This is a genomic window from Pseudomonas wadenswilerensis (genome assembly GCF_024749185.1).
Lineage (GTDB): Bacteria > Pseudomonadota > Gammaproteobacteria > Pseudomonadales > Pseudomonadaceae > Aquipseudomonas > Aquipseudomonas wadenswilerensis.
The window spans coordinates 3,275,745-3,296,454 of sequence record NZ_CP087191.1; the positions used below are offsets into that span (position 1 = coordinate 3,275,745).

19 protein-coding genes are annotated in these 20,710 nt (G+C 63.6%); 12 read left to right on the plus strand and 7 right to left on the minus strand.

Annotated elements, in window-relative coordinates:
• Window positions 1-158: 158 nt before the first annotated feature.
• On the minus strand, window positions 159-1,832 hold the full coding sequence (locus tag LOY45_RS14865; protein WP_258577916.1) for an AMP-binding protein: 1,674 nt from the start codon (window positions 1,830-1,832) through the stop codon (window positions 159-161).
• 257 nt (window positions 1,833-2,089) lie between these two features.
• On the opposite strand from LOY45_RS14865, the gene LOY45_RS14870 reads away from it, so the two are divergent.
• From LOY45_RS14870 to LOY45_RS14885, 4 genes are read left to right on the plus strand one after another with little or no spacing between them, the layout of a single operon-like run.
• Window positions 2,090-3,253 carry an isovaleryl-CoA dehydrogenase gene (locus LOY45_RS14870; RefSeq protein WP_010223751.1) on the plus strand — a complete coding sequence of 388 codons (1,164 nt, stop codon included), beginning with the start codon at window positions 2,090-2,092 and terminating at the stop codon, window positions 3,251-3,253.
• 17 nt (window positions 3,254-3,270) lie between these two features.
• The gene (locus LOY45_RS14875; protein WP_115086902.1) at window positions 3,271-4,878 is read left to right on the plus strand and encodes a carboxyl transferase domain-containing protein; all 1,608 of its coding nucleotides are present in this window, start codon (window positions 3,271-3,273) and stop codon (window positions 4,876-4,878) included.
• A 2-nt stretch (window positions 4,879-4,880) separates the two neighbouring features.
• Window positions 4,881-5,699 (plus strand): gamma-carboxygeranoyl-CoA hydratase, encoded by an 819-nt coding sequence (locus tag LOY45_RS14880; RefSeq protein WP_115086903.1) that lies wholly within the window; start codon window positions 4,881-4,883, stop codon window positions 5,697-5,699.
• Entirely contained in the window at window positions 5,696-7,651 is a 1,956-nt protein-coding gene (locus LOY45_RS14885) for an acetyl/propionyl/methylcrotonyl-CoA carboxylase subunit alpha (RefSeq protein WP_134065180.1), read from the plus strand. The genes LOY45_RS14880 and LOY45_RS14885 overlap by 4 nt, the downstream gene beginning before the upstream one ends.
• A 114-nt stretch (window positions 7,652-7,765) precedes the next feature.
• Here the strand turns inward: LOY45_RS14885 and LOY45_RS14890 are convergent, their stop codons facing one another.
• Window positions 7,766-8,425, minus strand: a complete 660-nt coding sequence (locus tag LOY45_RS14890; RefSeq protein WP_233674558.1) for a LexA family protein — start codon at window positions 8,423-8,425, stop codon at window positions 7,766-7,768.
• A 131-nt stretch (window positions 8,426-8,556) separates the two neighbouring features.
• On the opposite strand from LOY45_RS14890, the gene LOY45_RS14895 reads away from it, so the two are divergent.
• The 4 genes from LOY45_RS14895 to LOY45_RS14910 all read left to right on the plus strand — a co-directional run bounded on the left by LOY45_RS14895 (window position 8,557) and on the right by LOY45_RS14910 (window position 12,472).
• Window positions 8,557-8,889, plus strand: coding sequence for a DUF6124 family protein (locus LOY45_RS14895; protein WP_115086906.1), 333 nt, complete (start codon window positions 8,557-8,559; stop codon window positions 8,887-8,889).
• Between the two features lie 447 nt (window positions 8,890-9,336).
• Window positions 9,337-9,849, plus strand: coding sequence for a DUF4880 domain-containing protein (locus LOY45_RS14900; protein WP_115086907.1), 513 nt, complete (start codon window positions 9,337-9,339; stop codon window positions 9,847-9,849).
• A 49-nt stretch (window positions 9,850-9,898) separates the two neighbouring features.
• Window positions 9,899-11,047, plus strand: coding sequence for a M14 family metallopeptidase (locus LOY45_RS14905; RefSeq protein WP_115086908.1), 1,149 nt, complete (start codon window positions 9,899-9,901; stop codon window positions 11,045-11,047).
• 108 nt (window positions 11,048-11,155) lie between these two features.
• Window positions 11,156-12,472, plus strand: a complete 1,317-nt coding sequence (locus tag LOY45_RS14910; protein ID WP_258577917.1) for an alginate export family protein — start codon at window positions 11,156-11,158, stop codon at window positions 12,470-12,472.
• Here the strand turns inward: LOY45_RS14910 and LOY45_RS14915 are convergent.
• The 3 genes from LOY45_RS14915 to amaB form a co-directional block, all read right to left on the minus strand.
• Window positions 12,469-12,966 (minus strand): PaaI family thioesterase, encoded by a 498-nt coding sequence (locus LOY45_RS14915; RefSeq protein ID WP_258577918.1) that lies wholly within the window; start codon window positions 12,964-12,966, stop codon window positions 12,469-12,471. The two genes, LOY45_RS14910 and LOY45_RS14915, sit on opposite strands and share 4 nt — an antisense overlap.
• 108 nt (window positions 12,967-13,074) lie before the next feature.
• A complete protein-coding gene (locus tag LOY45_RS14920; RefSeq protein WP_258577919.1) occupies window positions 13,075-14,484 on the minus strand; it encodes an amino acid permease in 1,410 nt (469 codons plus the stop codon).
• Window positions 14,485-14,623: 139 nt separating this feature from the next.
• The gene (gene amaB / locus LOY45_RS14925) at window positions 14,624-16,114 is read right to left on the minus strand and encodes an L-piperidine-6-carboxylate dehydrogenase (RefSeq protein ID WP_258577920.1); all 1,491 of its coding nucleotides are present in this window, start codon (window positions 16,112-16,114) and stop codon (window positions 14,624-14,626) included.
• A gap of 150 nt (window positions 16,115-16,264) precedes the next feature.
• On the opposite strand from amaB, the gene gcvA reads away from it, so the two are divergent.
• On the plus strand, window positions 16,265-17,182 hold the full coding sequence (gene gcvA / locus LOY45_RS14930; protein WP_258577921.1) for a transcriptional regulator GcvA: 918 nt from the start codon (window positions 16,265-16,267) through the stop codon (window positions 17,180-17,182).
• A 79-nt stretch (window positions 17,183-17,261) separates the two neighbouring features.
• A complete protein-coding gene (locus LOY45_RS14935; RefSeq protein WP_258577922.1) occupies window positions 17,262-18,512 on the plus strand; it encodes a 2-aminoadipate transaminase in 1,251 nt (416 codons plus the stop codon).
• Here LOY45_RS14935 and LOY45_RS14940 read toward each other — a convergent pair.
• The gene (locus LOY45_RS14940) at window positions 18,509-19,144 is read right to left on the minus strand and encodes an ArsR/SmtB family transcription factor (RefSeq protein ID WP_233674803.1); all 636 of its coding nucleotides are present in this window, start codon (window positions 19,142-19,144) and stop codon (window positions 18,509-18,511) included. The genes LOY45_RS14935 and LOY45_RS14940 overlap by 4 nt on opposite strands.
• 75 nt (window positions 19,145-19,219) lie before the next feature.
• Here LOY45_RS14940 and LOY45_RS14945 point away from each other — a divergent pair, with 75 nt between their 5' ends.
• The gene (locus tag LOY45_RS14945; protein ID WP_115086915.1) at window positions 19,220-19,708 is read left to right on the plus strand and encodes a DUF2938 domain-containing protein; all 489 of its coding nucleotides are present in this window, start codon (window positions 19,220-19,222) and stop codon (window positions 19,706-19,708) included.
• Window positions 19,709-19,717: 9 nt separating this feature from the next.
• Here LOY45_RS14945 and LOY45_RS14950 read toward each other — a convergent pair whose 3' ends face one another.
• Complete coding sequence (locus LOY45_RS14950) at window positions 19,718-20,005, minus strand: hypothetical protein (RefSeq protein ID WP_115086916.1); 288 nt, start codon at window positions 20,003-20,005, stop codon at window positions 19,718-19,720.
• Between the two features lie 167 nt (window positions 20,006-20,172).
• Here LOY45_RS14950 and LOY45_RS14955 point away from each other — a divergent pair, with 167 nt between their 5' ends.
• Window positions 20,173-20,610, plus strand: coding sequence for a hypothetical protein (locus LOY45_RS14955; protein ID WP_115086917.1), 438 nt, complete (start codon window positions 20,173-20,175; stop codon window positions 20,608-20,610).
• Window positions 20,611-20,710: the final 100 nt, after the last annotated feature.

The window sequence follows — 20,710 nt, forward strand, 5'->3', positions numbered from 1 at the left end:
CCAAGGCCAGGGTCGAAACCCCGAGCCGACACGGCCAACACCGCTGAAAGAGTAGTATCCAATCGCTGGCAAGCCAGCTCCCACAAGGTTCTCAGAGCACTCAAGGGCTCTGCTGCACCTGTGGGAGCTGGCTTGCCAGCGATAGCAGCGCCGCGGACTCAGCGCTTGATCAGCTCTTCAATGCTGATCTCGCGCATCCTGAACTTCTGCACCTTGCCAGTTACCGTCATCGGAAACTCTTCGACAAAGCGGAAGTAACGCGGGGTCTTGAAGTGGGCAATGCGGCTCTTGCACCACTGTTGCAGCTCGATCTCGCTGGCGCTGTGGCCGGGGTGGAACTTGATCCAGGCGACGATCTCTTCGCCGTAACGCTCATCGGGAATACCGATCACCTGCACGTCCGCCACCGCCGGGTGGGTAAAGAAGAACTCCTCCAACTCCCGCGGATAGATATTCTCGCCACCCCGGATGATCATGTCCTTGTTGCGCCCGGCGATGCAGACATAGCCCGCCTCGTTCATGGTCGCCAGGTCGCCGGTGCGCATCCAGCCCGCCGGGTCGATGGCTTCGCTGGTCGCCGCCGGGTTGCCCCAGTAGCCAAGCATCACGCTGTAACCGCGAGTGCACAGCTCGCCGATCTGCCCGCGCGGCACGATGCAGCCCTGTTCGTCGATGATCTTGCTTTCCAGCTGCGGCTGGGTGCGCCCGACCGTGGTCACACGCAGTTCCAGGTCGTCATCCGGGCCGGTCTGCATCGACACCGGGCTGGTTTCGGTCATGCCGTAGGCGATTTGCACCTCGCTCATGTGCATCTCGCCGATCACCCGGCGCATCACCTCGATCGGGCAGGTGGCGCCGGCCATGATCCCGGTGCGCAGGGTCGACAGGTCCATGCCAGGCCGTTGCGGATGGTCGAGCATGGCGATGAACATGGTCGGGACGCCATACAGCGCCGTGGCCTTCTCCTCGGCGACGCAGCTCAAGGTCAAAAGCGGGTCGAAGGCATCGTTGGGGTAGATCATGGTGCTGCCATGGGTGATGCAACCGAGGTTGCCCATTACCATGCCGAAGCAGTGGTACAGCGGCACCGGGATCACCATGCGGTCGTGCTCGCTCAGGCCCAGGCTCTCGCCGACCATGTAGCCGTTGTTGAGGATATTGTAGTGGCTGAGCGTGGCACCCTTGGGGAAGCCGGTGGTGCCGGAGGTGTACTGGATGTTCACCGGCTGGTCGAACTGCAGGCTTTGCTGGCGGGCCTGGAAATCAGCGGGAGCGGTTTCGCTGGCCAGCCAGCCCAGGCGCTCCCAGGGCAGAAAGCCGGCTGGCGGCTGCGGGTCGAGGCTGATCAGCCCGCGCAGCTCCGGCAGGCGCTCGCTGCGCAGTTGACCGGGTGCTTGCTGGGCCAGGTCCGGCAGCAGTTCACCGAGCATGGCGTGGTAATCGGAGGTCTTGAAGGCGCCGGCGCTGATCAGCCATTGGCAACCCGACTGCTTGAGCACGTATTCAAGCTCGCTGGTGCGGTAGGCCGGGTTGATGTTGACCAGGATCACGCCGATCTTGGCGCTGGCGAACTGGCTGATGCACCACTGTGCGCAGTTCGGCGCCCAGATGCCCAAGCGATCGCCGGTTTTCAACCCCAGCGCCATCAGCGCCCGGGCATGCAGGTCGACGCTGGCGGCCAGCGCCTGCCAGGTGTAGCGCTGCTGTTGATGACGTACCACCAGTGCCTCGCGCTCGGCAAAGCGTGACACGGTCTGGTCGAACGCCTGGCCGATGGTCATGGCCAGCAACGGCTTGTCCTGGCGGCCCTGGGTATAGCTCGGTTGATTCATGGCGGTCCCTTTTTGTGGTTGTTCTGGGAGCTGATTCAAGCGGATCTTACTCTGGCCCATATTTACGTTAACGTAAAGGTCATGGCGAGATTGACAGCATCCGGCGGCAGGTTTACGTTAACGTAAAGGTTATAAGCCCCATCGCTGGCAAGCCAGCTCCCACAGTGTTCGGTGCACTCGCTACTTGTGGGAGCTGGCTTGCCAGCGATGAGGGCAGACACCACACCCTGATCCAAGAACAAATAGAAGGTGCCAGCATGCGTTATCCGACCCTGAACTTCGCCCTGGGCGAAACCATCGACATGCTTCGCGACCAGGTCCAGTCCTTCGTCGCCGCTGAACTGGCGCCGCGCGCCGCGCAGATCGACCAGGACAACCTGTTCCCCGCCGACATGTGGCGCAAGTTCGGCGACATGGGCCTGCTCGGCATCACCGTCCCGGAAGAATACGGCGGCGCCGGTCTCGGTTACCTGGCCCACGTGGTGGCCATGGAAGAAATCAGCCGCGGCTCGGCCTCGGTCGCCCTCTCCTACGGCGCCCACTCCAACCTCTGCGTCAACCAGATCAACCGCAACGGCAACGCCGAGCAGAAAGCCAAGTACCTGCCCAAGCTGATCAGCGGCGAGCACATCGGCGCCCTGGCCATGAGCGAACCCAACGCCGGCTCCGACGTGGTATCGATGAAACTGCGCGCCGAACAGCGCGGCGACCATTTCGTCCTCAACGGCAGCAAGACCTGGATCACCAACGGCCCCGACGCCAACACCTATGTGATCTACGCCAAGACCGACCTTGAGAAAGGCGCCCACGGCATCACCGCCTTTATCGTCGAGCGCGACTGGAAGGGCTTCAGCCGCAGCAACAAGTTCGACAAGCTCGGCATGCGCGGCTCCAACACCTGCGAGCTGTTCTTCGACAACGTCGAAGTGCCCAAGGAGAACATCCTCGGCGTGCTCAACGGCGGCGTCAAAGTGCTGATGAGTGGCCTGGACTACGAGCGCGTGGTGCTCTCCGGCGGCCCGACCGGGATCATGCAGGCCTGCATGGACCTGGTGGTGCCCTACATCCACGACCGCAAGCAGTTCGGCCAGAGCATCGGCGAGTTCCAGCTGATCCAGGGCAAGATCGCCGACATGTACACCCAGCTCAACGCCGGCCGCGCCTACCTGTACGCCGTGGCCCAGGCCTGCGATCGCGCCGAAACCACGCGCAAGGACGCCGCCGGGGTCATCCTCTATACCGCCGAGCGCGCCACCCAGATGGCCCTTGAGGCAATCCAGATCCTGGGGGGCAACGGCTACATCAATGAATTCCCGGCCGGCCGCCTGCTGCGCGATGCCAAGCTCTACGAGATCGGCGCCGGCACCAGTGAGATCCGCCGGATGCTGATCGGCCGCGAACTGTTCAACGAAACCCGCTGAGCACAAGGAATCGCGCCATGGCTACCTTGCACACCCACATCAACCCGCGCTCGGCGGAATTCGCCACCAACAGCGCGGCCATGCTTGAACAGGTCAACGCCTTGCGCAGCCTGATCGCCCAGGTTCACCAGGGCGGCGGGCCCAAGGCCCAGGAGCGGCACACCTCGCGGGGCAAACTGCTGCCGCGCGATCGGATCGACCGCCTGCTCGACGCCGGCTCGCCGTTCCTCGAAATCGGCCAGCTGGCCGCCCATGAGGTGTACGGTGAAGACGTCCCGGCCGCTGGCGTGATCGCCGGCATCGGCCGGGTCGAAGGCGTCGAATGCATGATCGTCGCCAACGACGCTACGGTCAAAGGCGGCTCCTACTACCCGCTGACGGTGAAAAAACACCTGCGCGCCCAGGCCATCGCCCTGCAGAACCGCCTGCCGTGCCTGTACCTGGTGGACTCCGGCGGCGCCAACCTGCCGCGCCAGGATGAAGTGTTCCCCGACCGCGAGCACTTCGGGCGGATCTTCTTCAACCAGGCCAACATGAGCGCGCTCGGCATTCCGCAGATCGCCGTGGTCATGGGCTCGTGCACCGCCGGTGGCGCCTATGTGCCGGCGATGGCCGACGAAGCGATCATGGTCCGCCAGCAGGCGACGATCTTTCTCGCCGGCCCCCCGCTGGTCAAGGCCGCTACGGGTGAAGTGGTCAGCGCCGAAGACCTCGGTGGCGCCGACGTGCACTGCAAGACCAGCGGCGTGGCCGACCACTATGCCGACAACGACGAGCACGCCCTGGCCATCGCCCGGCGCTGCGTGGCCAACCTCAACTGGCACAAGCTCGGCGAGCTGCAGCAACGCGCCCCGGTGGCGCCGCTGTACAGCAGCGAAGAGCTGTACGGCGTGGTCCCGGCCGACGCCAAGCAGCCCTTCGATGTGCGCGAGGTGATCGCGCGGCTGGTCGACGGCTCGGTGTTCGATGAATTCAAGGCGCTGTTTGGTACCACCCTGGTGTGCGGCTTTGCCCACCTGCACGGATACCCCGTGGCGATCCTGGCCAACAACGGCATCCTCTTCGCGGAAGCGGCGCAAAAAGGCGCGCACTTCATCGAACTGGCCTGCCAGCGTGGCATCCCGCTGTTGTTCCTGCAGAACATCACCGGTTTCATGGTCGGCCAGAAGTACGAAGCCGGCGGCATCGCCAAGCACGGCGCCAAGCTGGTTACCGCCGTGGCCTGCGCCCAGGTGCCGAAGTTCACGGTGATCATCGGTGGCAGTTTCGGCGCCGGTAACTACGGCATGTGCGGCCGCGCCTACGACCCGCGCTTCCTGTGGATGTGGCCGAACGCGCGAATCGGCGTGATGGGCGCCGAACAGGCGGCCGGCGTGCTGGCCCAGGTCAAGCGCGAGCAGAGCGAGCGCAGTGGCCAGGCCTTCAGCGCCGAAGACGAAGCGCGCCTCAAGCAGCCGATCCTCGACCAGTACGAACACCAGGGCCACCCCTACTACTCCAGCGCGCGGCTGTGGGACGACGGCGTCATCGACCCGGCGCAAACCCGCGAGATCCTTGGCCTGGCGTTGTCTGCTGCCCTCAACGCACCGATCGAACAGAGCCGTTTCGGCATTTTCCGGATGTGACCATGAGCGACTTCAGTACCCTTGAACTGATCAAGGACCCCCGTGGTTTCGCCACCCTGTGGCTGAGCCGGGAAGACAAGAACAACGCTTTCAACGCGCAGATGATCCGCGAGCTGATCATCGCCATCGACCACATCGGCGCCGACAGCAGCCTGCGTTTCGTATTGCTGCGTGGCCGTGGCCGGCACTTCAGCGCCGGCGCCGATCTGGCCTGGATGCAGCAGTCGGCAGCGCTGGACTACAACACCAATCTTGATGACGCCCGCGAGCTGGCCGAGCTGATGTACAACCTGGCCCGGCTCAAGGTGCCGACGTTGGCCGTGGTGCAAGGCGCAGCCTTTGGCGGCGCCCTGGGCTTGATCAGTTGCTGTGACATGGCCATTGGCGCCAGTGACGCGCAGCTGTGCCTGTCCGAGGTGCGCATCGGCCTGGCGCCGGCAGTGATCAGCCCGTTCGTGGTCCAGGCCATGGGCGAGCGCGCCGCGCGCCGCTACGCGCTGACCGCCGAACGCTTCAGTGGCGACCGCGCCCGTGAGCTGGGCCTGCTGGCCGAAGCCTACCCGGCCGCGGAACTGGAACAGCAGGTCGGCATATGGATCGACAACCTGCTGCTCAACAGCCCGCAGGCCATGCGTGCCAGCAAGGAGCTGTTGCGTGAAGTCGGCCACGGCGAACTGACCCCGGCCATCCGCCGCTACTGCGAGAACGCCATCGCCCGCATCCGCGTCAGCCCCGAAGGCCAGGAAGGCTTGCGCGCTTTCCTGGAAAAACGCAGCCCGGCCTGGCAGAGCGAACCGTCGAACAAGGAGCCGCGCCCATGAGCCGCACCCCGTTGACCACCCTGCTGGTTGCCAACCGCGGCGAGATCGCCTGCCGGGTGATGCGCACCGCCAAGGCCCTGGGCCTGACCACTGTCGCCGTGCACAGCGCCATCGACCGTGAAGCGCGGCACAGCCGCGAGGCTGATATCCGCATCGACCTCGGCGGTGCCAAGGCGGCTGAAAGCTACCTGGACATCGACAAGCTGCTGGCCGCGGCAAAAGCCAGCGGTGCCCAGGCGATCCACCCCGGTTACGGCTTTTTGTCCGAGAACGCCGGCTTCGCCCGCGCCATCGAACAGGCCGGGCTGATCTTCCTCGGCCCACCGGCCAGCGCCATCGATGCCATGGGCAGCAAGTCGGCAGCCAAGGCCCTGATGGAGCAGGCCGGCGTGCCGCTGGTGCCGGGGTATCACGGCGAAGCCCAGGACCTGGAAACCTTCCGCGCCGCCGCCGAGAAGATCGGCTACCCGGTGCTGCTCAAGGCCACTGCCGGGGGCGGTGGCAAGGGCATGAAGGTGGTCGAACACGAAAGCCAGCTCGGCGAAGCCCTGGCCTCGGCCCAGCGTGAAGCGCAGTCGTCGTTCGGCGATGCGCGCATGCTGGTGGAAAAATACGTGCTCAAGCCCCGCCACGTGGAGATCCAGGTATTCGCCGACCAGCACGGCAACTGCCTGTACCTCAACGAGCGCGACTGCTCGATCCAGCGTCGGCACCAGAAGGTTGTCGAAGAAGCCCCTGCCCCGGGCCTGAGCAGCGCCCAGCGCCAGGCCATGGGCGAAGCGGCGGTCAAGGCGGCCCAGGCGATCGGCTATGTCGGCGCCGGCACCGTGGAGTTCCTGCTCGATGCCCGTGGCGAATTCTTCTTCATGGAGATGAACACGCGCCTGCAGGTCGAACACCCGGTTACCGAGGCGATCACCGGCCTCGACCTGGTGGCCTGGCAGATCCGTGTCGCCTGTGGCGAGCCGCTGCCGATCACCCAGAACCAGGTGCCGCTCAATGGCCACGCCATCGAAGTGCGCTTGTATGCCGAAGACCCGGCCAATGATTTTCTGCCGGCCACCGGTCACCTGGCGCTGTACCGCGAGTCGGCACCGGGCGAAGGACGGCGGGTCGACAGCGGCGTCAGCGAAGGCGACGACGTCTCGCCGTTCTACGACCCGATGCTCGGCAAACTGATCGCCTGGGGCGAAACCCGCGAGCAGGCCCGCTTGCGCTTGCTGGCGATGCTCGATGAGTTCGCCATTGGCGGGCTGAAGAGCAACATCGCCTTCCTGCGGCGCATCCTTGCCCACCCGGCATTTGCCGAGGCCGAGCTGGATACCGGGTTCATCCCGCGCTACCAGGAGCAGCTACTGCCTGCGCCACAAGCCTTGCCAGCGGCGTTCTGGCAGGCAGCGGCCGAAGCTTTCATCCAAAGCCAGCCGTTGCAACCGCGGACAGATGATCGTTATTCGCCGTGGGCAGCCAACAGCGGCTTTCGTGCCGGCGTTCCGTTGCAGATCAGCCTGCACCTGACCTGCAACGGTGAAGCCCAGGCCATCAACCTGAACCAGGCGGCGGCCTCGAACCTGAAGCTTGACGGCGAGCAACTGCTGATCGACCAGGACGGCTTGCGCCGTCGGCACCTGGCGATCCGCCGTGGCGAGACCCTGTACCTGCAATGGGATGGTGAGCTGCACAGCGTCAACCGCTATGACCCGATTGCCGAAGCCGACGCCAGCCACAGCCATCAGGGCGGCCTGGGCGCGCCCATGAACGGCAGCATCGTGCGGGTGCTGGTGGAGGTTGGCCAGGCAGTCGAAGCCGGTACGCAACTGGTGGTGCTGGAGGCCATGAAGATGGAACACAGCATCCGCGCGCCCCATGCCGGGACGGTCAAGGCACTGTTCTGCCAGGAAGGCGAGATGGTCAGTGAAGGAGCTGTGCTGGTGGAGCTGGAAGAGGCTTGAGTCCAAGGGGCTGCTAGCGCAGCCCATCGCCGGCAAGGCCGGCTCCCACAGTAAGGGTAGATGCAGGCCCATTGTGGGAGCCGGCGTTGCCGGCGATGCGGGCAACGCGCAATTTCAGAATTTCACCAATGCCTGCACCACCACCCCCAGCAACTCACACTGCTCGGTGCACAAGGCCTTGGGATAGGTCGGGTTGAGCGGGCGCAAATAGCGCTGGCCACCCTCCTCGCTCAACTGGCGAAAACTCGTCGCCGTGCTGTCGGGCGAACGCGCGATCACCAGCTTGCCGGTTTCGGCCTCAAGCCCGGTATCGACCAGGATCAACATACCTTCCGGCACGCTCAAGCCCAGCGGCGCCGTCATCGCATCGCCTTCGACCTTGAGCCAGAACGCCCTCCCCTGTGCTTTATAGTCAGTTGACTGCAGCGCACGGTCTTCGGCCACCTCGACCTCGTCGAGATTGCCCCAAGCCAGAATCGGATAGCGAAAATACAGTTCGTGCTGTAGGCCATCGGCGCCAGTAACAGTAGTCGGGTTGCCCGCGACTGCGTAGGAACCGTTGTTTTCCGCCACCTGGTGAGGGAAGACCATTTGCAGCGGCGGCAGGCCCACTTCCACCAGAATCTGGTTGAGCACCCTGAGTTTCGGCTCGCGCTCCTCGCGCAGCCAGTGGCCCACGGCGCCCTGGGTGACCCCAATGCGTTCGGCGAGATTTTCCTGCGTGACCTTCAGCTCACGCATCCTGGCTTTGACCAGGTCAGTCCATTTATCCATCGCTGGCACGATACGGACTGCCTCCTGGCGCTCAATACACATATTGTAGTATTTAAACAATAGTCATAACTACAGAGCGTATTAATATCTGTCGGCACCTTTCATTGCTTACCCAGATAGCAGGCAGCCGAATGAAACCGACATTTCCTGAAACGGACCTCAGCCTTGATTCCGAAGCATTAAGTAACAGTGATGCCGCCCGGCGTGCGCTGGACTACTACCTCAACCCGGCACCGGTGACGTTTGGCCCCGACGAACCGCTGCTGGTCGCCCGTCAAGGCCTCAGCGATGCCCAGGCGACCGCCCATGCCACCAACCTGTTGCGCTGCGCCGCCGCCACCGCCTGCGAATCAGCTGACGGCCTGCAAGGGGTGCCGCGCGACCTGGCGCTGGCGTCGATGCACATGATCAACATGGCCAGGGCCATGCTCGAGCGCACAGCGGCCAATCAGGACCAGGCCTGAGCATATTTCTGCAAGTTACGTGGAGAGTCGACCAAAAGCGGGTGTTGGTGTCCGCCGGTCAGGAGGGAGCGCATTCGGTAAAAGATTTTTACGGAATGACAGAAAATTCATTTGACTTGCAAATGATAACGATTATTATTGCTCACAACTGGTCGCGAGACTGGTTGGATAACCTGAAAGCCCTTAGGTCGGACTCTCAGATTATCTCCTCATCAGGCTAATCACGGTTTTTGACCCGGCTTTTTGCCGGGTCTTTTTTTTGGTCTTCAGGCTAATGAAGATGGGTGTTGCTCGAATGGCCGCGATGATAGCAAATGTATGTCGCGCAGTGAATGGTTGTAACAGCGCTTTGCAGAATTAGCACTTGAGAATCAATCTCGTTACGAATAAGCTGGTGCAGCGTCACGGAAGACGCCCCCACTCCACTGACCAGCAAGGAGCTTGTACATGACCCGTCTGTTGCTGCCCCTTGAACACACTCCCCTTTCCCACGAGCTTGCCGACGATGCCTTGCTGCAGCGTCTGAAAAAACTGCCGCGTCGCGTTCAACAGGTATTCCTGCTCAGCCGCCTCGACCAACTGTCGTTCGCCAGCATCGCCGAGCGCCTCGACCTGCCCGCGATCACCGTTGAGCGCCACATGAACCAGGCGCTGCAGATTGCCCGCGAAGAACGCGACGCCCTGGCGAGCATCGCCGGCCAATGGTACGTGCGCCTGCAAAGCCCGCAGGTGACCGCCAGTGAACGCATCGATTTTCGCCGCTGGCTCGATAGCGCCCCCGAGCACCGCGAAGCCTTCCATGCCACCGAGCTGCGCTGGCGCACCTTGCTGGCCCCGGCCCGCCAGCTGGGCGAGGACGGCTGGTACCGGCAACCACGGGCAGCCTTGTCGCTGGGTGGTTGCTCGGTGGCCATCGGCCTGGGCCTGGCCGCCTTGGCAGCGATCGGTTTCTGGTCCTGAGCCAGGCGTGTAGAGTAGTTGCCACAACAACTCTACATGGAGCCTGGTGATGACCGTGACGCTGTCCCCCCTGCACATCGACTGCGATTTCGATTCCGGCAACATCCTCGTCAAGGATGCCAGTGACCCCAAGCGGGTGCGCCTGGATATCCGCCCCGACACCAGCAGCGACCACTTCCAGTGGTTCCACTTCAAGGCTGCGGGGCTGACCCCGGGCCAGACCCATGGGTTCAGCCTGGAAAACGCCGGCGCCTCGTCCTACCACGAGGCCTGGAGCGGTTACCAGGCCGTGGCCTCCTACGACCAGCAACAGTGGTTCCGGGTGCCCACTACTTTCGATGGCAAGGCCCTGAACTTCAGCCTCAAGGCCGAGCAGCCCCAGGCCTGGTTCGCCTACTTCGAGCCCTACCCGCGCGCGCGCCACAACCAGTTGATCGAGCGTGCCAGCACCCTCCCAGGTGTCGAACTGCTGGCCACCGGCCGCAGTGTCGAAGGCCGCGACATCCAGTTGCTGCGTGCCGGCAGCGGTGCGCCGGGCAAGCGCAAACTGTGGATCATCGCCCAGCAGCACCCGGGCGAGCACATGGCCGAATGGTTCATGGAAGGGGTGATCGACCGCCTGCAACACAATGACCCGACCATCCAGGCATTGCTCCAGGAAGCCGACCTGTACCTGATTGCCAACATGAACCCCGACGGCGCCATCCATGGCCACCTGCGCACCAATGCCAAGGGCCAGGACCTGAACCGCGCCTGGCAGGATGCAAGCATCGACAAAAGCCCGGAAGTGTTCTTCGCCCAGCAGCAAATGAAGCTGCATGGCGTCGACCTGTTCCTCGACGTGCATGGCGACGAAGAAATCCCCCACGTGTTCACCGCTGGCTGCGAAGGCAACCCCGGCTACAACGCGCGTATCGCCGCACTGGAAGCCACCTTCCGCGACAGCCTGTGCAAGCGCACCGTGGACTTTCAGCAGGTGCATGGCTATCCGCTTTCCGCTCCTGGCCAGGCCAACATGACCCTGGCCTGCAACAGCGTCGGCCAGGCCCATGACTGCCTGTCGCTGACCCTGGAAATGCCGTTCAAGGACCACGACGACGCACCCAATGCCGAGACCGGCTGGAACGGCCTGCGCAGCAAGGACCTGGCCAGCGCCGTGCTCGATGTGTTCGGGCAGATGGCCGGCACCCTGCGCTAACCCTGCTGGCGAGCAGGATCAACCGCCCTGGCAGGCAAAGCAAAGACCTGCCAGGGCCTTCCCACCCTAAATGACGGCCACCAACGCCGCCGTTTAGGAACCCGTGCCATGACCACCCGCCTCCTCCCTTCGCTCAAGGCAACCGGCCTGTGCCTGCTGCTTGTCCTGCCCCCGGTTCAGGCCCTTGAGCTGTATGCCGATGACGATACTCACCTGAATGCCAACTTCCTCGCCGTGTATGGCCTGTTCAACAGCCGCAAGAACTACGACGGCACCGGCGGCGGCTCGACCTGGCGCGAGGGCTTCATCAAATATGGCCTCAGCGCCGACCAACTCCTGGGCGAGCTGGGCACGGTCTACGGCACCGCCAACCTGGTCAGCTCGGCCACCTGGGGCGACGGCGATGCCGCCGGCATCAGCGATGGCAGCGAACGCACCACCAAGTTCGACGAAGCCTTCGCCGGCTGGCGCTCGGGCAAGCTGATCCCGGCCCTGGGTGACGATGGTCTGGACCTGTCGTTCGGCCGCCAGGTCATCACCCTCGGCGATGGTTTCATCATCAACGACGACGGCCTGAACTTCGGCAAGGGCCCGGCCGATGGCGAGCTCAATCGCGGCGGCGCCTATTACCTGGCCGCCCGCCACGCCTTCGACAAGACCGCAGTGCTGCGCCTGGGTGGCAAGGATGGCCTGCACGGCAGCCTGCTGTGGATGAAGTCGGACAACCGCGCCCAGGCCAACAGCGAACTGGCTGCCAGCACCCTGGCCTACAGCGCCGCCCCCGGCACCCTGGAGCTGACCTACATCCGCGGCTTGAATGTCGATGATCGTTACGCCAGCGAATTGCAGAAACAGCGCGAAGGCATGGACATCTACAGCCTGCGCGGCGCCGGTGACGCCGGGGTCGAGAACGCGCATTTTGCCTTCGAGTACGCCTGGCAAAACAAGGACGCAGGGCCGGAGAAAGCCTGGTATGCCGAAGCCGGCTACACCTTCGCCGAACTGCCCTGGCGCCCGGACCTGACCTACCGCTACAGCCGTTATTCCGAAGGTTGGGACGCGATGTTCAACGGCATGAACCGCGGCTACGGCACCTGGTTCCAGGGCGAGGTCACAGGCAACTATTCAGGCCCGTTCAACAGCAACAACGATGTGCACTTTGTCGGCCTCAAGGCTACCCCGGTCGAGGCGCTGACCCTCGGCGTGCTGCTGTTCAACTACAAGACCCTGCACGAGCGCGACAGCCTCAACCTCGATGGTCGCGAGCTGGACCTGTACGCCGAATGGGCGGTAAGCGAGCACCTGATCATCAGCCCGCTGCTGGGCCTGTACCAGCCGCGCAAGAGCAGCGATAACGGTGGCAACCAGGTGGGCGGCAACGGCACCAACGTCTACAGCCAGTTGACCATTGCCGTGCCGTTTTAAGCGGTGCCGTGGGCCTTGTGCTTGAGTTTTTCAGTATCGACGCGGACGAACACCGAGTCAGCGGTGACGGTCAGCACGTCGTCGGCCCAGACTTCGCAGATCACCCGGGTCTTGCGCCCGACTTCGCCTTCGACCCGGGCCTTGAGCAGCAGTTCGACGCCCATGGGCGTGGGCTTGAGGTAAGTCAGGTTGAGCTGGCCGGTGACGCAGTCGATGCGCGGCAGGCTGCCGGGCTCCCGGCCTTCGGCACGGTAGTGGTAGGCCATGGCGGTCCAGTTGGAATGGCAGTCGACCAGCATGGCGAGCAAGCCGCCATACACCAGCCCCGGCCAACCAAGGAAGGTGCTGTCCGGCGAATGGCGGCACAGCAGGTGGATACCGTCGGCGTCCCAGTGACTCTTCAGGTGCAGGCCGCTGGGGTGGGAACAGCCGCAGCCGTAGCAGACGCCTTCGGGGGCGGCCAGTTCCTGCAGGGATAAGGCTTGGGTACTCATAGGCTTCCTGATTGTCTGTTATTGGTGGGAAAGCGACCCCGATAGTAACGCCGCACAACGAAAAAGCCCATGAACCGGTCATGGGCTTTTGCCTTGCCAGCCGCAGCGCTAGAGGCCTTTGCCCGATACCGCCGGGCTGCCGACCGGCTCGTTGGCCGGCGTTTTGCGCCGGGTCAGCGAGATCAGCAGGATGGCCAGGGTCACACCGGCGGTCATCAGGGTTTCATAGCGGTAGGCCGGGCTGATCAGCATGTAGCCGAGCACCAGCGTGATCAGGCCGATCACCAGCCAGGTCAGCCACGGGAACAGCCACATCTTGAACGCAAGCTCGGTGCCCTGGCGATCAGTAATGGCGCGCATGCGCAGCTGCGACACAGCGATCACCAGGTACACCAGCAAGGCGATGGCGCCGGTGGTCGACAGCAGGAAGCCGAAGACCTTGCCGGGGAACACGTAGTTGACCAGGCAACCGGCGAACCCGGCGAAGGTCGAAAGGATCACTGCCACGGTCGGCACGCCATTGCCGGAGATGCGCTTGGTGATCTTCAGCGCTTCGCCGCGCGAGCCCAGCGAGTAGAGCATGCGCGAGGCGGTGTAGAGGCCCGAGTTCATGCAGCTGGTCACCGCCACCAGCACCACCAGGTCGACCATCAGTTTGGCGCCCGGCACATTGAGCACTTCCAACACGCGCTGGAACGAACCCACCGCCTTGAGGCCCGGGTCGTTCCAGGCCACCAGCGAAACGATGAAGAAGATCGAGACGATGTAGAAGATCGCGATGCGGTACACCACCAGGTTGGTGGCCTTGCGGATCTTGTCCTTGGGGTTGGAGGTTTCGTCGGCAGCGATGGTGACGATCTCGGCGCCGAAGAACGAGAAGATGGTCACCAGCACACCACCGAGCACCGCGCCAAAGCCATTGGGCATGAAGCCCCCGGTCGCCCACAGTTGCTGCACGCCCGAGACTTCGGCCAGTGGCCAGAAGCCGAACACCGCCAGGGTGCAGACGCCGATGAAGGCGAGAATGGCAATGACCTTGATCAGGGCGAACCAGTATTCGAATTCACCGAAGTTCTTCACGCTGATCAGGTTGGTGCCCGACAGCACGATCATGATCAGGAAGGCGAACAGCCACGACGGCACACCGGGAAAGTACGCATGCAGCATATCGGCGCCGGCGATCGCCTCGACCGGAATGATCAGCACCCAGAACCACCAGTACAACCAGCCAATGGTAAACCCGGCCCAGGGCCCGATGGCCTGGCTGGCGTAGGTGGAGAACGAGCCGCTGTTGGGATTGGCGATGGCCATTTCCCCGAGCATGCGCATGACCAGCAGCACCAGCAGGCCGGTCATGGTGTAAGAGATCAGAATGGCCGGCCCGGCCGTGGCGATGGCGGTGGACGAGCCAATGAACAACCCGGCACCGATGATCCCGGCAATGGAGATCATCGACACCTGGCGCGAGGTCAGACCGTGTTGCAGCGAACGCTGTTTCTTTTGTTGTAGCGATGCCATGGGTAACCCTCAACTGGTAGGGTGAAAGCGGTTTTTATTGTTCCACTGGCGGGATCGGTGGCGCGGCCATCGCTGGCAAGCCAGCTCCCACAGAGTCCTTGTGGGAGCTGGCTTGCCAGCGATGGGGCCGACTCGGTAATCAGTCGAACACAATCCCCTGCGCCAACGGCAGCTCACGGGAATAGTTCACGGTATTGGTCTGCCGACGCATGTAGGCCTTCCACGAATCCGAGCCTGACTCACGGCCACCGCCGGTTTCCTTCTCACCGCCAAACGCCCCGCCAATCTCCGCACCGCTGGTGCCGATGTTGACGTTGGCAATCCCGCAGTCACTGCCTGCCGCACTCTGGAAGCGCTCGGCTTCACGCAGGTCGGTGGTGAAGATGCACGACGACAAGCCTTGCGGCACTTCGTTGTTCAGGCGCAGGGCTTCGTCGAATTCGTCGTAGGCCAGCACGTAGAGGATCGGGGCGAAGGTTTCATGACGAACCACGGCGCTCTGCGCGGGCATCTCGGCTATCGCCGGCGCCACGTAGTAGGCATTCGGGTACCGGTCCTCAAGCTGCCGCTCACCGCCAAACACCTGCCCGCCCTCATCGCGGGCCTGGGTCAGGGCGTTCTGCATCGCACTGTAGGACTGCTTGTCGATCAGCGGACCGACCAGGTTGTCCTTGCGCGGGTCACCGATACGCACCTTGGCGTACGCGGCTTTGACCCGGGCCACCACTTCGTCCTTGATCGAACGATGAACGATCAGCCGGCGCAGGGTGGTGCAACGCTGGCCCGCAGTGCCAACGGCGCTGAACAAGATGCCGCGCACGGCCAGGTCCAGGTCGGCGCTGGGCGCGAGGATCATCGCGTTGTTGCCACCCAGCTCGAGGATGCTGCGACCGAAACGCGCGGCCACACGCGGGCCGACTTCACGGCCCATGCGGGTGCTGCCGGTGGCGCTGACCAGCGGCACGCGCGGGTCGTCGACCAGGGCTTCGCCGGCATCGCGATCACCGATGATCAGCTGGCTCAGGCCTTCTGGCGCTTCGCCAAAGGCTTTCAGGGCTTTTTCGAACAGCGCCTGGCAGGCCAGCGCGGTCAGCGGGGTTTTCTCCGACGGCTTCCACACCACGGCGTTGCCGCACACCAGTGCCAGGGTGGTGTTCCAGGCCCAGACCGCGACCGGGAAGTTGAAGGCGCTGATCACCCCGACCACTCCCAGCGGATGCCAGGTTTCACGCATGTGGTGGCCCGGGCGCTCGGAGGCGATGGTCAGGCCGTACAGCTGACGCGACAGACCGACGGCGAAGTCGCAGATATCGATCATTTCCTGCACTTCGCCCAGGCCTTCCTGGGTGATCTTGCCGGCTTCGATCGACACCAGCTCACCGAGTTCGGCCTTGTGCTTGCGCAGTACTTCGCCAAACAGGCGCACCAGTTCGCCACGGCGCGGCGCCGGCACATCGCGCCAGTGCAAAAAGGCCGCATGGGCGGCGTCGATTCGGCGGGTGACCGCCTCTTTGCTCTCCAGGGTAAGCGCTGCGATCTGGCTGCCGTCGATGGGCGTAAAAACAGCATGAGTGCCGCCGTTATATAAACTTTCGGGCACGCCCAAACGGGTAAGTAGTTCAGCAACCATCTTATTATTCTCCTACAGCGGATACGGGTTGAAATCATTGATGCAGGTCAGTATTAATCTATAGGGCCGCTGCTCACAAACGACCTTTTAGAAGCACATGATTCCGTAACGGAATGACCTTATCTCTTTTTCGCCCGGTTGATCCCGCCCATGTCCAAACGCCTGATGCCCTCCACCACCGCCCTGCAGTGCTTCGAAGCCGCCGCCCGGCACCTGAGCTTTACCCGCGCCGCGCAAGAGCTGCACCTGACCCAGAGCGCGGTGAGCAAGCAGGTCGCGCAGCTTGAAGAGATGCTCTCGCACCCGCTGTTCCAGCGTATCCGCCGGCGCCTGCACCTGACCCCGGCCGGCGCCCTGTACCTGGCCGAGGTGAACAAGATCCTGGTGCAACTGGACATGTCCAGCCGCTACATCCTCAGCTACGGCGGCGAAACCGAGGTGCTGCGCATTGCCACCCAGCCGACCTTCGGCGAGCGCTGGCTGGTGCCCAACCTCAAGGGTTTCGGCGAGCGCCATCCGCGAATCCACCTGGACATTCGTAACGAACTGGAGCCCTTCGACCTGGTCCAGGCCAAGGCCGACATCGCCTTCTTTTTCGGCCAGGGCACCTGGCCCGGGGCAACCTGCATCGAGCTGTTCAAGGAGCAGGTGGTGCCGGTGTGCGCGCCGGAGCTGCTGGCCCGACAGCGTTTCGACAGCGCCGAATCGCTCACCGAACACCGCCTGCTGCAGTGCACCTCGCGGCCCGAGGCCTGGCACGAGTGGTTCCTCGGCCAGGGCCTGCACACGCAGAACAGCTACCACGGCCCGCGCTTCGACACCTTCTACATGTGCATCCGCGCCGCCCAGGCCGGCTGCGGCATCGCCCTGATCCCGCGCTACCTGGTGGCCGAAGAGCTGGCCGAGGGCAAACTGGTGATCCCCTGGAACCACCCCAAAACCAGTGAAGGCTCGCACTTCATCGCCCATGCCGAGCATGCTGCCGAGGTGCCCAAGGTACGTGCCTTTGTCGAGTGGATTGCCGCACGTGTACGCGTGGCCGGGCAAGTTCCCGAATTGAAGGAATGATTGCAATCCTTTATTTCGTTTGCACTCAATTACCGTGCCTCGCTTAGATAATAAGAAACTGCAGCGAGGGCACGGGTAAATGAGTCACGAAACTATCAGCCAGTCTATTTCCGTAGTTCACCCTATTACACTGTCCCACGGTAAAAACGCGGAAGTCTGGGACACCGACGGCAAACGTTATATTGATTTCGTTGGCGGCATTGGCGTGTTGAACCTGGGCCATTGTCACCCGCGGATTGTCGCCGCCATCCAGCAGCAGGCCACGCGTCTGACTCACTACGCTTTCAACGCCGCCGGGCATGAACCCTACCTCGAATTGATGAACCGCCTGGCGCAGTTCGTACCGGTGTCCTACCCGCTCAGCGGCATGCTCACCAACAGCGGTGCGGAAGCGGCAGAAAACGCCCTGAAGATCGCCCGCGGTGCCACCGGCAAGACCGCGATCATCGCCTTCGACGGCGGCTTCCATGGCCGCACCCTGGCGACCCTCAACCTTAACGGCAAGGTTGCGCCCTACAAGCAGCGGGTCGGCGTGTTGCCGGGGCCGGTGTATCACCTGCCCTACCCCAGCCGGGACACCGGCGTCAGCAGCGAGCAGGCGCTTCAGGCCTTGGCGCGGTTGTTCAGCGTCGAGATCGACGTCAACGATGTGGCTGCATTCATCTTCGAACCGGTGCAGGGTGAAGCCGGCTTCCTGGCAATGGAACCAGACTTCGCCAAAGCCTTACGCAGCTTCTGTGACCAGCACGGCATCCTGATCATCGTCGATGAGATCCAGTCGGGGTTTGGCCGCACCGGCCAGCGCTTCGCCTTCCCGCGCCTGGGCATCGAGCCGGACCTGCTGTTGCTGGCCAAGAGCATCGCCGGCGGCATGCCGCTGGGCGCAGTGGTCGGCCGCAAGGCGCTGGTCGACAACCTGCCCAAAGGCGGCCTTGGCGGCACCTACTCCGGCAACCCGATGGCGTGTGCGGCAGCCCTGGCGACCCTGGATGAAATGAGCGACGCCAACCTTTCGACCTGGGGCGAACGCCAGGAAGCCGCACTGGTCAGCCGCTTCGAGCGCTGGCAGGCCAGCAAGCTCTCGCCTTACCTGGGCCGCCTGACCGGCACCGGGGCCATGCGCGGCATCGAACTGCTCAAGGCCGACGGCACACCGGCCACCGAGCAGCTGACGCAACTGTTGGCAGCGGCCAGGAGCGCCGGCCTGCTGCTGATGCCCAGCGGCAGGGCCCGGCACATCATCCGTTTGTTGGCGCCACTGACCATCGAGCCTGCAGTGTTCGAAGAGGGCCTGGACATCCTCGAACGCTGCCTCGCCGAGCTAGGCTAGTCCTGCAGTAGCCCCGGCCACTGTTCGACACCCTGAAGATAGTGCCGCGCCCTGAAGCCCCCGGCTTTCAGGGCCGTCACCGCATCACGGGAAAACACGCACCAGGGCCCGCGGCAATACGCGACCACTTCGTGGCTGGCCGGCAACTCGCCCAGGCGCTGTTGCAGTTCAGTGAAGGGAATGTTGATCGCCCCCGGCAAATGCCCCTGGGCAAACTCCTCGGCCGGGCGCACATCGAGCAGGGTCACGCTGTGATCCTGCAAACGCTCCAGCAACTCTTCCCTGCTGATCCCCTCCAGGTGCTCGGGCGCGCTCACGCTATCGCTCATCAGCTCACGGATCGCCGCGCGGTTGAACGCCGCCAACTGGCCGAGCGCCGCCAGTACTTGCGGGATCGGCCCGGGACTGAGCCGGTAGAACACGCGCTTGCCATCGCGGCGGGTCTGCACGAAGCCGGCGCGACGCAAGTGCTGCAGATGCTGGGAAGCATTGGCCACCGACAGCTCGCACTGCTGGGCCAGTTGCTCGACGGCAAGCTCGCCGGCGGCGATCTGTTCGAGCAGATTGAGGCGATGGGCGTGGCCAAGGGTCCGCGCCAGTTCGGCGATGTGCTGGTGCTGCTGGGTTTTCATATCGGTCATTGACAGGAAGGTAGCATTGGCCAATCATTCAATCAATCTATTGAATGATGACGACTGGAGCACGCCATGCTTGAAGGATTAACCCTAGCGGTACTGATTGGCCTGACGGCCACCGCCCTGGCCGACCTCTGGTCGCTGTTCCAGCAGCGCGTGCTGGGCATGGCTGGGCCGAATTGGGGTTTGGTCGGACGCTGGATCGGCCATATGCCACAGGGGCAGTTCACCCATCAGAGCATCGCCAAGGCGCCGGCACTGGCCAATGAACGGCTGATTGGCTGGAGTGCGCATTACACCATCGGGGTGATTTTCGCCGCGTTGCTGCTCGCCCTCTGTGGGCTGGAGTGGGCGCAGCAGCCACGCTTTGTGCCGGCGTTCGTGCTTGGCCTGGCGACCGTAGCGGCGCCCTACCTGATCATGCAGCCCGGCATGGGCGCGGGCTTCTTCGCCTCGAAAACCCCCAAGCCAAATGCGGCGCGGGGCCGCAGCCTGCTGGCTCATGGGGTGTTCGGCGTGGCCTTGTACCTGGCCGGGTTGTTCTGGGCTGCTGTGCTGTAGCCCAACGGATTACAGGCCCAGTTCTTGCGGAGTAAGCATGTCGCATTCAAAGGCGATCCAGCCGCCTTCCAGCTCGGCATGGCCGTTAACGATCGGGCCGTAGTAGCTCAGGCCGTTGTCGAGGGTCACGCAGATGTGCGTCGCCTTGTCCGGAGCGGCCAGGGCACCGACAAAGTGGACCTTCTTCAGCGACTCGGTAACGGCTTCAAGACCCACCCGAATCGCAACGTTTTCCACGGCTTCAACGTCTGCATGCAGGTCGTCGCTGACGGTCACGGTGGCTGTGTAGTTGTACATGGTCGAACTCCAACGACAATTCTATCGGCGTCTGCTGACGCTCACGGGCGCATAGGGTAATGGAGCAGCACGGAAAAAGCCCGCGCCCTTCGACGAGGCGACGCACGAAGGTACCCTCGGCCCGCCCCGGCTGGTATTGTGCCCCCCGGTAAAAACCTGTCAGAGGAATGACATTGAGTGCTGAACAGAACCTGACCTCGGACATGTTCGAGGTCGACAAGCGCCTGGGGCTCAAGCCCGTGGTGGATTTCAACAACTACCTGGGCAAAGCCTTCGGTGATGGTCCGTGCACCTGCATCCGCTGCCGCACCAGCGGCGGTGACGAAACGGGCTACGAGTACCAGCATACCTTCGTCCTCGACGGCCAGACCCTCAACCGCCGCTTTGCCAACACGGCGGGCAGCGATGTGCTCAATGCGTTGAAGAAAGCCTGGCTCTCGTACACCAAGGCCGACCTGCCGGCGCTGGGTGCGCTGGACCTGACGGCAGTGAAAGGCTTCGTCGAACCGCAGCTGCACAAGCGCTTGCTGCCGTTGTTCCTGGCCAGCGGCCTGGTGCGTGAGGTTGACGGGCAATGGATGCTGCAGGTGCAGGCCGGCGATTGAGTACCCGGGGCTGCTCTTCGCAGCCCATCGCCGGCAAGTCCGGCTCCCACAGTTCTGTGGCACCTGTGGGAGCTGGCTTGCCAGCGATTAGGCCTGTCCT